This is a genomic window from Massilia sp. GCM10023247 (assembly GCF_042653325.1).
GTDB lineage: Bacteria > Pseudomonadota > Gammaproteobacteria > Burkholderiales > Burkholderiaceae_D > Telluria.
In genome coordinates this window covers 557,781-571,450 of record NZ_JBHSIB010000007.1, presented here as the reverse complement: position 1 = coordinate 571,450, position 13,670 = coordinate 557,781, and the positions used below count along the sequence as shown (strand labels likewise).

The window sequence follows — 13,670 nt, the reverse complement described above, 5'->3', positions numbered from 1 at the left end:
GCATGACGATCCAGACAGTGGCGACGCAGCCGTTCGCCGGGCAGCGCCCTGGCACCTCGGGCCTGCGCAAGAAGGTCACCGAATTCCAGCAGCCTGGCTACCTCGAGAACTTTGTCGAAGCGATTTTCCAGACCCTGGGCGATTGTTCCGGGCGCACGCTGGTGCTGGGCGGCGACGGCCGCTATTTCAACCGCAGCGCGATCCAGACGATCCTGCACATGGCGGCCGCCCACGGCGTGGCGCGCATGCTGGTCGGGCGCGGCGGCATCCTGTCGACGCCGGCGGTAAGCTGCGTGATCCGCAAGCACGGGGCGTTCGGCGGCATCGTGCTCTCGGCCAGCCACAATCCGGGCGGCCCGGACGGCGACTTCGGCATCAAGTACAACATCGACAACGGCGGCCCGGCCCCGGAAAAGATCACCGAAGCGATCTTCGCCCATACCCAGTCCGTCTCCAGCTACCGCATCAGCGACGCGCCGCCGGTCGATCTCGACGCCGTGGGCACGACCACGCTCGAAGCCATGCAGGTCGACGTGATCGACCCGGTGGCGGACTACGCCGAGCTGATGGCACGCCTGTTCGACTTCGATGCCATCCGCGCCCTGTTCGCGCGCGGCTTCACGATGAAATTCGACGGCATGAGCGCCGTCTCCGGCCCGTATGCGAAAGCGATCCTGGAAGGCGTGCTCGGCGCCCCGGCCGGCACCGTGATCAACGGCGAGCCGCTGGAGGATTTCGGCGGCCACCACCCCGACCCGAACCCGGTCAACGCCGCCGAACTGATCTCGCTCATGTCCGCCCCCGATGCGCCACACTTCGGCGCCGCCTCGGACGGCGACGCCGACCGCAACATGATCGTCGGCCGCGGCATCGCGGTCACGCCATCGGACAGCCTGGCCATCATCGCCGCCAACGCGACCGTCGCCCCCGGCTATGCAGGCGGCATCAAGGGCATCGCCCGCTCGATGCCGACCTCCCAGGCCGCCGACCGCGTCGCCAAGGCCCTCGGCATCGACTGCTTCGAGACCCCGACCGGCTGGAAGTACTTCGGCAACCTGATGGACGCCGGCCTGGTGACCCTCTGCGGCGAGGAAAGCTACGGCACCGGATCAAACCACGTGCGCGAGAAGGACGGCCTGTGGGCGGTGCTGTTCTGGCTGAACATGCTGGCCGCCACGAATAAATCGGTCGAGCAGCTGGTCGGCGAGCACTGGGCGCGCTTCGGGCGCAATTATTATTCGCGCCACGACTACGAGGCGGTCGACGCCGGCGCCGCCGACGCCATGATGGCCGCGCTGCGCGAAAAGCTGCCGCAGCTGGCCGGCCAGGAGCTGGGCGGGTTCCGCGTGGCGCAAGCCGACGATTTCGTCTATACCGACCCGGTCGACCAATCGGTCGCCTCGCGCCAGGGCGTGCGCATCATCATGAGCGACGGCTCGCGCATCGTGTTCCGCCTGTCCGGCACCGGCACCGAAGGCGCCACCATCCGCGTCTACCTCGAGCGCTACGAGGCCGACCCCAGCCGGCATGCGCTCGACACGCAACAGGCCTTGGCCAGCCTGGTGACGATTGCCGACGCGGTGTCCGGCCTGCGCCGGCGCACCGGCCGCAACATGCCGAGCGTGATCACCTGATTTTTCAATTCCTCATTTACGGATATCCATGAAACTGCCCGCACTTGCCGTCTCCCTGCTGCTCGCCTTCGGTTCGGCCCACGCCGCCGCGCCCTGGAACGCTCCAGCCAAGCCTTTCGTGTGGGAGAACGCGACCGTCTACTTCCTGCTGACGGACCGCTTCAACAACGGCAATCCGGCCAACGACCTGGCCTACGGCCGCAAGGCCGACGCGGCCACGCTGCGCGGCTTCATGGGCGGCGACTTCGCCGGCATCACGGCCAAGATCAAGGAGGGCTATTTCACCGAGCTGGGCGTGACCGCGCTGTGGATCACGCCGCCGGTGGAACAGATCCACGGCAGCACCGACGAAGGCACCGGCAAGAGCTACGGTTTCCACGGCTACTGGGCGCGCGACTTCACCAGCATCGACGCCAACCTCGGCACCGAGGCCGAGTTCAAGACCATGGTCGACACGGCGCACGGGCACGGCATCCGGGTGCTGCTCGACGTGGTGATGAACCATACCGGCCCGGTGACGGCGCAGGACCCGGTGTGGCCGCAGGAGTGGGTGAGGACAGGTCCGACGTGCACCTACAAGGATGCGCGCACGACGATCGACTGCACGCTGGTGAAGAACCTGCCGGACATCCGCACCGGCGGCGACAAGCCGGTGGCGCTGCCGCCGCAGCTGGTGGCGAAGTGGAAGCGCGAAGGGCGCTACGAGCGCGAGGTCAAGGAACTCGACGACTTCTTCAAGCGCACCGGCTACCCGCGCGCGCCGCGCTACTACCTCATGAAATGGCACGCCGACTGGGTGCGCAAGTACGGCATCGACGGCTTCCGCGCCGACACCGTCAAGCACACCGAGCCGGGCCTGTGGAAGGAACTCAAGAAGGTGTCGAGCCAGGCCTTCGAGGAGTGGAAGAAGGCGAATCCGTCGAAAAAGCTGGGCGATACGCCTTTCTACATGACGGCCGAGATCTACGGCTACGGCATCAAGGACGGCCGCGCCTACGACCTGGGCGGCATGCAGGTCGACTACCCGGCACAGGGTTTCGACAGCATGATCAACTTCGCCCTCAAGACCGATGCGGTCGAGAGCTACGAGAAGGTGTTCAGCGCCTACTCCGAAGCCCTGCAGGGGCCGCTGAAGGGCAGTTCCGTGCTCAACTACCTGAGCTCGCACGACGACGGCCAGCCCTACGACCCGCTGCGCCAGCGCCCCTACGAAACGGCGAATAAACTGCTGCTGGCGCCGGGCGCCGCCCAGATCTACTACGGCGACGAAACGGCGCGCCTGCTGAAGGTGGAGGGCGCCGAGGGCGACGCCACGCTGCGCTCGTTCATGAACTGGGACGAACTGGCATCGAACGCGGAGCGCGGCCTGAACCGCGTGCAGGACGTGCGCGAACACTGGGCCAAGCTGGGCCGCTTCCGCCAGGCGCATCCGGCCGTGGGCGCGGGCGTGCACCGCATGATCCAGCACCATCCGTATGTCTTCAAGCGCACCTGGGAAACGAAGGCCGGCGTCGACCGCGTGGTCGTCGCCCTCGACCTGCCGCAGGACAAGCCGACCGCGATTCCCGTGACCGGCGTGTTCATGGACGGCCAGACCGTGCGCGACTGGTATTCGGGCACGCGCGCCGTCGTCAAGGGCGGCAAGGTGCAGTTCGAGACGCGCAACAAGGTGGTGCTGATCGGGCAGGAGTGAGGCGCGTCCACGCGCCGAACTGTAGGGTGGCGGTCGGCTCCACACGGGCCATCTGCGTGTCGGCGGCTTCAACGCCGCCCACGCGTTCAACCGGCAGGCGATTTGTCGCGCTGGATTTCTAGTGGCTTGCATTCCACCCGCCGTCCGTCATTCCTGGCGCACGTTCAATCCGCCGTTCGGGTGACGGGTATATCGAAATGCAGCACATCTTCGCGTGTGCCCAGCTTGCTGTACAGCGCAATGGCGGGTTCGTCCTCCGGCTCGGTATCGGCCTGCACGAAGATGACCCAGGCCCCGCGCGCGGCGGCGATGTCCTGGAGCGACCCGATCAGCGCCGTGGCGACCCCGCGCCGCCGGTGGGTTGCCGCCACTGCCAGGTCGTAGATGTAGATCTCGCTGCGCTCCTGCTCGAACTTGCGCAGTTCGTAGGCGCACAGGGCGCCGGTGATGGCGCCGCCGTCGAAGGCCGCCAGCGCGATGAAGCTGTCGCTTCCGAGCAGCTTGCGCAGGTAGCCGGCACTCGGCCGGTTCGCGGTGTACGAGGCCGGATCGCCGAATGCCTCGCCAAAGAAGTGCAGCACCGCGTCCATCAGGCCGGCGTCCGGTGGTCCGAGCTGGCGAATGCCATCCTGGCCGCCAGGCGGCATGTCGTCTGGTGTTTGCGTATCGTCGCGTCCGGACATGTCCGGGCCCTCCGGTTGATGAATCGACTTGCCTGGCCAGTGTAGGGCTTCGCGTGCCCGCACGCCGACAGGCGGGAAACGATTGCCGCCAGTCCCGACGAGATTTTTGCCCGTAAAAGACGACTTGGTAGCAATCAAACAATGCTATCCTACACCGCTCCAGACCTACCCCAGCCGTAGCGCATCACCATGATCACCGAACCAGAAATCGAACAAAAAAACAGCCGTGCTTCCTATGCCGACGGTCCGCGCCTGCTGGCCGACATCGGCGCCACCCATGCCCGCCTGGCGCTCGAGACGGCGCCCGGCGTGCTGCGCCAGACGGCGGTGCTGCGCTGCGACGACTACAGCGGCATCGTGCCGCTGCTGAACGCCTACCTGCTCGAGCACGGCCACGAGCGCATCTCGCATGCGGGCTTCGCCATGGCCAACCCGATCAGCGGCGACATGGTCCGCATGACCAACCGCGACTGGCAGTTCTCGACCGACGAAGTGCGGCGCGCGATGGGCTGGTCCACGCTGGTGATCGTCAACGACTTCACCGCGCTGGCGATGGCGCTGCCCGGCCTGGGTGCCGGCGACGTGCTGCAGGTCGGCGAGGGCAAGCCGCAGCCGCATGCGGTGGCCGGCGTGCTCGGGGCCGGCACCGGCCTGGGCGTGTCGGGCGTGATCCCGACCGCCGACGGCTTCGTTACCCTCGGCAGCGAAGGCGGGCACGTGAACTTCGCGCCCGGCGACGAGCGCGAGTTCGCCATCCTGCAATACGCCTGGCGCGAGTGGCAGCACGTCTCGAACGAGCGCATCCTGTCCGGCCCCGGCCTGGAACTGGTCTACCGCGCGCTGGCGGAGAAGAATGGCGTCGAGGCCCCGAGCCGCAACGCGGCCGAGATCATCGGCGGCGCGCTGGAACAGAACGACCCGCTGTGCCTGGAAGTGCTCGATTGCTTCGCCGGCATGCTCGGCGAGGCAGCCGCCAACCTGGCGCTGACCCTCGGCGCCTTCGGCGGCATCTTCATCGGCGGCGGCATCGTGCCGCGTATCGCGCAGTGGTTCGCGACCTCGTCGTTCCGCGCCCGCTTCGAGGCGAAAGGGCGCTTCTCGGACTACCTGGCGCAGATCCCGACCTACGTCATCATGACGCCCAATCCTGCCTTGCGCGGCGTCTCGACCATCCTGTCGGAACACCTGCGCGGGCGCAGCGGCGCCAACACGCTGATGGAACGCGTGCAGCACCTGCAGCACGAACTGTCGCCGGCCGAGCAGCGTGTCGCCGCGCTCGTGCTCGAGCATCCGCGCAAGGTGCTCTCGGAACCGATCGCGGAGATCGCGCGCCTGGCCGACGTCAGCCAGCCGACCGTGATCCGCTTCTGCCGCTCGCTCGGCTTCCAGGGCCTGGCCGAATTCAAGCTGAAGTTTGCCGGCAGCCTGACCGGCTCGATCCCCGTGCGTCACAGCCAGGTGCGCATGAGCGACAGCACCCACGATCTGTCGGCCAAGGTAATCGACAACACGGTGTCGGCCATCCTGAAATTCCGCGACGGCCTCGACGTGCACGCGATCGACCGCGCCATCGCGCTCCTGCGCAATGCCAGCAAGGTCGAGTTCTACGCGATGGGCAATGCGCGCGTGGTGGCGCTCGACGGCCAGCATAAATTCTTCCGCTTCCGCATCCCGACCACGGCCCACGGCGACGCCCACCTGTTCACGCTGGCGGCCGAACTGTTGAAACCGAACGACGTGGTGATCGCCATCTCCACCGCCGGCCAGGCGCCGGAACTGCTGTCGGCCGTGGACGCGGCGCGCAAGGCCGGCGCCAGCGTGATCGCCATCACCAGCAGCAAGTCGGCGCTGGCGAAAAAGGCCAACGTGTGCCTGGCAGTGGACCACGCCGAGGACAGCACCACCTTCCTGTCGATGATCTCGCGCATCCTCCAGCTGCTCCTGATCGACATCATGGCGGTCGGGATTTCGCTCGGCAGCCAGGCCGGCCAGGACGGCGATATCGAGCAGAGAAAACTGCTCATTTCGCACCTGGACGTGTGATGACGCCGGCGCCCGCGCCGGTTTTTTATTGGACGAAAGCCCGACGATGCTACATCTGCGCACCTTCTTTGCCGCCTTGATCGCCTGCCTGTTCTGCACGGCCCTGCATGCCGCTGCGCCGTCTCCGGCGCAGCCCTTGTCGATCGGCGAGACCTGGACGATCCACTCCGCCGCGCTCGGCGAGACGCGCCGCATCAACGTCTACGTCCCGCCAGGCGCGCCCGCCAACACGCCGCTTCCCGTGCTCTACATGCCGGACGGCGGCCTGCACGAAGATTTCTTGCACATCGCCGGTTTGCTCCAGGTCGGGGCCGGCAATGGCACGCTCAGGCCATTGATCCTGGTCGGTATCGAAAACACGGAGCGCCGGCGCGACCTGACCGGTCCCACCGACAATCCGGAGGACCGCAAGATCGCGCCGCGCGTCGGCGGCTCGGCCGCGTTCCGGACCTTCATCCGCAGCGAGCTCATTCCCCAGGTCGAGCAGCGCTACCGGGTCACGCGCGAACGCGCGATCGTCGGCGAATCGCTGGGGGGACTGTTCGTGGTCGAGACCTGGATGCTGGAACCCGGCCTGTTCGACAGCTACATTGCCGTCGATCCGAGCCTGTGGTGGAACCATGGCCGGCTGGCGCAGCAGATGCGCACCCGGCCGCCGGCAGCCAGCGCCGGAAAGCTGCTGCATATCGCGGCAAGTGCCGATGGGCGGCCTTCCGATGGCGCCGCATTCGCGGCGGGCCTGGAGCAGCGTGGCCTGCGCGTCAGCTACGACGAATGGCCCGGCGAGACCCACGCGACGGTGTTCCATCCTGCCGCGCTCAAGGCCTTCCGCGCGGCCTTCAAACCGGCGGCCGTCTCGCCCTGAGGCGTCAGCCGGCCTGCTCCAGGTGCTGCAGGAAGGCCGTCGCCACCGGCGACAGCTTTTTTCCTTTCCGGTACAGCGTCCACCAGTTCGACTGCACGGGAAAGCCGTCGACATCGAGCACGGCCAGGTTTTCGTCGGCCGGCGCCGGTGCCCGCGCATGGCGCGAGATGATGCCGAGCCCGAGGCCGGCGGCAACCGCCTGCTTGACTGCTTCGTTGCTGCCGAGTTCCATGCGGATGTCCGGCCTGAAGCCCAGCGCCTTGAAATGCTTGTCGCAGGCCAGCCGCGTACCCGATCCCTTTTCGCGCAGGATGAAGCGCAGCGGCGCCAGCTCGGCCAGGGCGATGCGGCCGTGCCCGGCCAGCGGGTGGGAGGCGGAGGCGATGATGTCGAGCGGATTGGCCATGAAGGCGTGGCGTTCGAGTTCCAGGTCTTGCGGCGGCATCGACATGATGTAGAGGTCGTCGCGGTTGTCGCGCAGGCGGCGCAGCACGCCGTCCCGGTTCAGCACCTCGAGCGCGATGTCGATGTCGGGGAAGGCGGCGCAGAAGCTGCCCAGCAGGCGCGGGACAAAATATTTCGCGGTGCTGACCACCGACAGCCGCAGGCGCCCGCGCGTCATCCCCTTGATCCCGTCGACGTGCTGCTCGAAGGCCGTCCACTCGTCCATCATGGCGCGCGCCGTGCGCGCCAGCGCCTCGCCGGCCGCGGTCAGGTACAGGCGCTTGCCGACCTGTTCGTAGAGCGGCACGCCGACCCCGTCGCTCAGCTCGCGCAACTGCATCGAGGCCGTCGGCTGGGTCACGTGGCAGGCGCGCGCGGCCGCCGTCACGCTCAGGTGTTCGGCAAATGCAAGGAAGAGGCGCAGCTGGCGGAAAGTGGCATTCATAGGGATTTCTCTATTCTGCCCATCATGATAATCGATTTTTCTTGATGCTCGACAGCGGGTAGGATGCAGGACCTTTTAACGAAGACGAGCACATGTCCAACTTCCTCGATCCCGCCATCCTGTTTTTCGCATTCGGCATCCTGGCCGGCTGCCTCAAGTCCAACCTCGACATTCCCCAGCCGATTTCCCGCTTCCTGTCCCTGTACCTCCTGATGGCGCTCGGCCTGAAAGGCGGCTTCGCGCTGGCGCAGTCCGGGCTCACCGCGGAGGTCGCGGCCAGCCTGGGCGCGGCGATCCTGCTCGCGGCCGCGATCCCGATGCTGGCCTATCGCCTGCTCAAGCGCTTCGTGTCCCCGTTCGACGCCGCCGCGGTCGCCGCCACCTACGGCTCGGTCAGCGCCGTGACCTTCATCACCGCCACCCAATACCTCGACGTCCAGCAGGTCGCCTACGGCGGGCACATGGCGGCCGCCATGGCCTTGATGGAGTCGCCGGCGATCCTCATCGCCGTCGTGCTGGCGAACGGCATCCGCCAGTCGGCAGCCGTGCCCGTGAGCCTGCCGGCGGCGGGCGGCGCGGCCGTGCTGGGCGGTGGGAACGGGCAGCGCACAGGGCTCGGCAAGATCCTGCACGAGTCCTTCACGGACGGCACCCAGTTGCTGCTGCTGGGCGCGATGCTGGTCGGCCTGCTGACGGGCGAAGCCGGCAAGGCGGCCATGGCCCCGTTCTCGATCGACCTGTTCAAGGGCATGCTGGCCTTCTTCCTGCTCGACATGGGCCTGCTGACCGCGCGCAACCTCGCCAAGCTGCGCGGCCAGTCGCGCTGGCTGCTCGCCTATGCGGCGCTCGCCCCGCTGGTCCACGCCAGCCTGGCCCTGGGCCTGTCGGCCGTGCTCGGCCTGGCGCCGGGCAACGCGGCCCTGCTGATGGTGCTGGCCGCCAGCGCCTCGTATATCGCGGTGCCGGCGGCGCTGCGCTATTCGATCCCGGAGGCGAACCCGTCGGTGTATTTCAGCATGTCGCTCGGGATTACCTTCCCCTTGAACATCCTGTTCGGCATTCCGGTGTATACCGCCGTCGCTGGCGCCGTGCTGGGATGAGCTAGCGCCCCATCAGGACGGCGAGCATGCGCGGCGGCGTGACGCGCCGCGCGCCATGACCCCGATCAGTCCTCGACGAACACCACGGCCGTACGCGCCGGAATGCTGAAGCTGCCGCTGGCGGCGTCGAAGCGGGCCGTGGCGGCACGCTTGTCGCCGGCGCCAGGGGCGGTGTGCACCGGATGCAGGCGCAGGCGCTTGCCGCGTGCCTGCGGGTCGGCGACGACGTGCGCGACTTTGTCCACGTTGATCAGGTAGTGGATGCCCGCGAACCCGGCGCCCGCGTAGCCGCGCCCGTCCAGCTGGGCGGCGATCACGGTCGGTTCCTGCTGCGGGCCGACGTTGAAGAAGCGCAGGCGCCGGGCCACGTCCTCGGCCGTGCGCATGCGCAGCAGGGTCGAGCCGGCGCGGATGGTGAGCAGGTCGCGGAAGGCGTCGCGGGTAAAGGCGATGTCGGCGGGCGCCGGGCGCAGGGCCGGGTTGGCCAGCAGCGGCTGGAACAGCGGCCAGTCTTTCGCATTGTCGGGGCTCGGGGGCAGGCCGGTGCCGAAGTAGTTCGTCCGGTAGGTCCAGTCGACGCGGTTGAACCAGTCGCCCGAATTGAAACTGTTGCGGTCCAGCGATTTCGAACGCAGGATCTCGACGCCGGCATGGTAATACGCCACGCCCTGGCTGAAGGCGTTGATCGCCAGGCCCAGCACCTGCACGCGGGCGCGGTCGGCGGTCGAGGTGGCGAGGGGAAGCTTCAAGGCGTTGGCGTCGTACAGGGTCTGGTTGTCGTGGTTCTCGACATAGTTCACGGTTTCGCCCGGCTGGCTGGCATAGCCGGCCGGCTGGCTGCCGTAGCGGATGTCTTCCAGCTTGCGGGTGCTGCCGTCGAAGGTCGTCAGCGGATAGCTGCGCAGGGTACCGGCCAGGCCGATGCGGATCATGTCGGCGGCCGCCATCAGGTCCTGCACGGGACGCTTGTCGGCGCGCGCGTTGGCGTCGTACACCAGGCCGTTGATGTAACCCTGCTGCTTGATCACGGCCTCGCCGCTGTCGCCGGCGCCGCCGCCGCGCGCGGCATCGCGGGCGCGGTCGCTGAAGGTGCCGATGCCGCTGCCGTTCAGGGACAGTTGCGAGGCCTGCACGAAGCGGGCCCCATCGGCCACTTCGCCGAAGTTCCAGCCTTCGCCGATCAGCTGCACGTGGCGCCCGGCCGCCCGGTCGACCCGCGCCTGCAGGGTTTCCATCGCCGCGCGCGGCTGGTGGCCCATCAGGTCGAATCGGAAGGAATCGATCTTGTAATGCTTCACCCACAGCTCGGCCGACTCGATCATCAGCTTGGCCATCATCGTGTTCTCGGTGGCCGTGTTGTCGCAGCAGGTCGACTGCTCGACGGCGCCTTTTTCATTGAGGCGGTGGTAGTAGCCCGGCACCACGCGGTCGAGCACCGACTTTTCCTGTTGCCCGGAGCGGAAGGTATGGTTGTAGACCACATCCATGCCGACGCGCAGGCCGGCGCCGTGCAGGTTTTGCACCATCTCGCGGAACTCGACGATGCGGCGCGCACCGTCAAGCGGGTCGCTCGCGTAGCTGCCCTCCGGCGCATTGTAGTGGTACGGGTCGTAGCCCCAGTTATAGCAATCCTGGTCCGCCGTCTTCATGATCAGCGCCTGCTGGGTGGTGCCGTCGGGCGCGCCTTTTGGCTTGGGAACGGCACAGTTTTTTTCGGGGACGCTGCCGATGTCGTAGACGGGCAGCAGGTGGACGTCGGTCAGGCCGGCCTGCGCCAGCATGCGCAGGTGGCGCATGCCGTCCGACCTGGTTTCGCCGAAGGCCGTGTACTTGCCGCGCTTGTGGGCCGGCACGGTGGCGTCGTCGCGCGAAAAATCGCGTACGTGCAGTTCGTAGACGGTCATGTCGGGCTGCGCCTTGACGGTGTCCGGCACGCGGTGCGTGTCCCAGCCGCGCGGCTTGAGGGCGGGGGCATCGAGGTCGGCGATGTAGCTGCGCTTCGAGTCGGTGCTCAAGCTGACCGAATACGGGTCGGTGACGAAGTTGCGCACCAGCCCGGCGTCGCCGGCCACGACATCGACGGCGTACTTGTAGTAGCGGCCGGACAGGTCCTGCGGCAGGCTCGCACCCCACACGCCGGTACGCTCGTCGAAGGCGAGCGGGTGGACGGCGGCTGCGCGGCTCGAACCGGTCTCGTACACGCAGACGGTGGCCGCTTGCGCGGTCGGCGCCCAGAGCTTGAAGCCGGTGCGCTTGCCAGCCGGGGTGGCGCCGAGGTCGGGCACGTTTGCCGCGGCCGCGTACAGGTCGTCGAGGGCGCCGGCGCTTTGCAGGCGGGTGGCGGCCAGCACGCTGCCGTCCGCCGCTTCGCGCACCAGCACCAGCTGCTCGCGGTGCAGCGCGGCCAGGCGCGGCAGGTCGGCATCCTGCACGGCCAGCACCGCGCCCGCGCCGACGTACTTGAAGCGCTCGGCCGCGGCCGGCAACTTGCCGTCGAAGACGCGCAAGGCGAGCGAACCCGATGCGCCCGTCACCCTGGCGCCGGCGGCCGCCTTGATCGCGCCGGCCGGCGAGTGATACAGGCGGAACACGCCTTCACCGGCCATGCCGGGCCATTGCGCCAGGCGCTTGTCGAGCCAGACGGCGCGCGCCTCGAAGCCTTGCGCGGCCGGGTGCAGCACGGTGGCGAAGGAGGGCGTGTCGCAGGCTTGCAGCGGGATGGCCGCGTGGGCGGAGCAGGTGGCGGCGGCGAGGGCGGCACAGGCGTATCGGATCATGGGCGCTAGTTGGACGGTTTACGTAGTTAAGCTACAAATGGCAGTCTAATACTGGTAAATACGCTGCCGGCTGGTCGTTGATCGATGTAATTCTACTAGTGTTTGGGCGGCGTGCGTAGAAAGGTGGAGTCGGACTCCACCCTACGGTTGCTCGCGTACTGGATAAAAAAAACGCCCGCCGGAGGGGCGGGCGTTGTGCGGGAGCCTGAGAGAATCAGGCCTTGGCGGTGGCCGGCGCGGCGGCGCCCTCCGCGTTGCGGTAGTAGTCGACCATCTTGTAGCGCTTCGCGTACAGGCCGAAGGCGAGCGCCGCAAGGAGCGCAAAGCCCGCGAAGAAGTACATCTGGAAGGCGATCACGCCGATGCCGGAGCTGGCGATCGTGCCCAGCACCGCTTCGTTCTTCACGGCTGCGTTCACGACCAGCACCCAAAGGTTGCCGACCGTGACGGCCAGGCTCCAGAGCGCCATGATGGTGCCCTTCATCGAGGCTGGCGCCTGGCTGTAGGCGAACTCGAGGCCCGTGGCCGACACCAGCACTTCACCCATCGTCAGCAGCGCATACGGCAGGATCTGCCAGGCCATCGAGGTCGGGGTGCCGGCATCCATCGATACCTGGATGGTGCCGATCACGAGCCAGGACAGGGCCGAGAAGGCGATGCCGGCCGTCATGCGGCGCAGCGGGGTCGGCGTGAGGCCGAGCTTTTGCAGCGCCGGGAACAGCACCATGTTATTAAACGGGATCAGGATCATCACCAGCAGCGGATTCAAGGCCTGCATCTGCGCCGGCAGCAGCGTGAACTCGTTGCCGAAGATCGAGAAGGTGGTGATCATCGAATTGGCCTGCACCACCCAGGTCGAGGCCTTCTGGTCGAACAGCGACCAGAAGGGCGTGACCAGCGCGAACACGACCAGGATGCGCAGCACCGCGCGCGCGCCGTCGACCGCCTCGTCGGGATGCGCGCCGCGTGCGCGTTCCAGCTGCATCGAGGTGCCCAGGCCGCCGAAGGCGAGCAGCAGCACCAGCGCGGTACAGGCGGCGATCACGAAGCCCCATTGCGGCGACATCGCCAGCGACACGATGGCGCCGGCCACGCCGATGCGCGCGATGGTCAGGCCGGGACGGCCCTGGCCGGGCTTGCGGGCCAGCAGGGCGGTGCGCGCCACGCGCGTGAACGAATGCGGGCTGGGCGCGGCAGGCGGCACGTGCACGTACTTGCGGCGGCCGCTCCAGAAGATGACGGTGGCGATGAACATGAGGATGCCGGGGATGCCGAAAGCCACCGCGGGGCCGTAGTTCTTCAGGAACAGCGGCATCAGGAGCGAGGCGAAGAAGGAGCCGAAGTTGATGATCCAGTAGAAGGCGTCGAACACGAGCTTGGCCTTGCCCTTGTTGGTCTGGTCGAACTGGTCGCCGACAAAGCTGGACACCAGCGGCTTGATGCCGCCGGAACCGAGCGCGATCAAGGCCAGGCCGAGGTAGAAGCCGTTGACGTTGTCCTCGAAAATGGCGAGGCAGGCATGGCCGGCGCAGTACACGAGGCTGAGCCAGAAGACGGTGTTGTACTTGCCGAAGAAGCGGTCGGCCAGCCAGCCGCCCAGCAGCGGGAAGAAGTAGACGCCGATCACGAAGGTGTGGAACACGTGCTTGGCTTCGCCGGTGCGCTCGGACTCCGGCAGGAACAGCAGCAGGGTCGAGATCAGGAAGGGCGTCAGGATGTTGCGCATGCCATAAAAGCTGAAGCGTTCGCAGCCTTCGTTGGCGATGATATAGGGGATCTGGCGGGGCATGCGCCCGGAGGTATCGGAGGGTATCGGCTGGCTCATGGCGCGTCTTTCAAATGGATCAGCCCGGGATGCTATGACGCGAGTGCGGTCTTTGCAACAGGAAAATGTGACGCATCGCAGCGCGTTTGTAGTTTTGCTACTTAGACGTTTTTGGGTGCAAATTTTATTTGCATATAAGTCTTTGAATGCAAAGGAAATAT

The 13,670-nt window shown here is 67.2% G+C and carries 9 protein-coding genes; 5 read left to right on the top strand and 4 right to left on the bottom strand.

Annotated elements, in window-relative coordinates; all coding sequences use genetic code 11:
• Positions 1-2: 2 nt before the first annotated feature.
• Entirely contained in the window at positions 3-1,634 is a 1,632-nt protein-coding gene (locus ACFPAH_RS06240; RefSeq protein WP_379742245.1) for an alpha-D-glucose phosphate-specific phosphoglucomutase, read from the top strand.
• A gap of 28 nt (positions 1,635-1,662) precedes the next feature.
• Complete coding sequence (locus tag ACFPAH_RS06235; protein WP_379742242.1) at positions 1,663-3,327, top strand: alpha-amylase family glycosyl hydrolase; 1,665 nt, start codon at positions 1,663-1,665, stop codon at positions 3,325-3,327.
• 164 nt (positions 3,328-3,491) lie between these two features.
• Here the strand turns inward: ACFPAH_RS06235 and ACFPAH_RS06230 are convergent, their stop codons facing one another.
• Positions 3,492-3,974 carry an AAC(3)-I family aminoglycoside N-acetyltransferase gene (locus ACFPAH_RS06230; RefSeq protein ID WP_379742993.1) on the bottom strand — a complete coding sequence of 161 codons (483 nt, stop codon included), beginning with the start codon at positions 3,972-3,974 and terminating at the stop codon, positions 3,492-3,494.
• Positions 3,975-4,199: 225 nt separating this feature from the next.
• Here ACFPAH_RS06230 and glk point away from each other — a divergent pair, with 225 nt between their 5' ends.
• Both glk and ACFPAH_RS06220 read left to right on the top strand, forming a co-directional pair.
• Positions 4,200-6,053: a glucokinase gene (glk, locus tag ACFPAH_RS06225; protein ID WP_379742239.1), complete on the top strand. Its 1,854-nt coding sequence runs from the start codon at positions 4,200-4,202 to the stop codon at positions 6,051-6,053.
• 46 nt (positions 6,054-6,099) lie between these two features.
• Positions 6,100-6,918 (top strand): alpha/beta hydrolase, encoded by an 819-nt coding sequence (locus ACFPAH_RS06220; protein ID WP_379742236.1) that lies wholly within the window; start codon positions 6,100-6,102, stop codon positions 6,916-6,918.
• Between the two features lie 4 nt (positions 6,919-6,922).
• Here ACFPAH_RS06220 and ACFPAH_RS06215 read toward each other — a convergent pair whose 3' ends face one another.
• Positions 6,923-7,807, bottom strand: a complete 885-nt coding sequence (locus ACFPAH_RS06215; RefSeq protein WP_379742233.1) for a LysR family transcriptional regulator — start codon at positions 7,805-7,807, stop codon at positions 6,923-6,925.
• Between the two features lie 92 nt (positions 7,808-7,899).
• Here ACFPAH_RS06215 and ACFPAH_RS06210 point away from each other — a divergent pair, with 92 nt between their 5' ends.
• Entirely contained in the window at positions 7,900-8,907 is a 1,008-nt protein-coding gene (locus ACFPAH_RS06210; RefSeq protein WP_379742230.1) for a sodium-dependent bicarbonate transport family permease, read from the top strand.
• A gap of 65 nt (positions 8,908-8,972) precedes the next feature.
• Here ACFPAH_RS06210 and ACFPAH_RS06205 read toward each other — a convergent pair whose 3' ends face one another.
• A complete protein-coding gene (locus ACFPAH_RS06205; protein WP_379742227.1) occupies positions 8,973-11,684 on the bottom strand; it encodes an alpha-1,6-glucosidase domain-containing protein in 2,712 nt (903 codons plus the stop codon).
• Between the two features lie 214 nt (positions 11,685-11,898).
• The gene (locus tag ACFPAH_RS06200) at positions 11,899-13,509 is read right to left on the bottom strand and encodes an oligopeptide:H+ symporter (RefSeq protein WP_379742224.1); all 1,611 of its coding nucleotides are present in this window, start codon (positions 13,507-13,509) and stop codon (positions 11,899-11,901) included.
• Between the last annotated feature and the right edge of the window lie 161 nt (positions 13,510-13,670).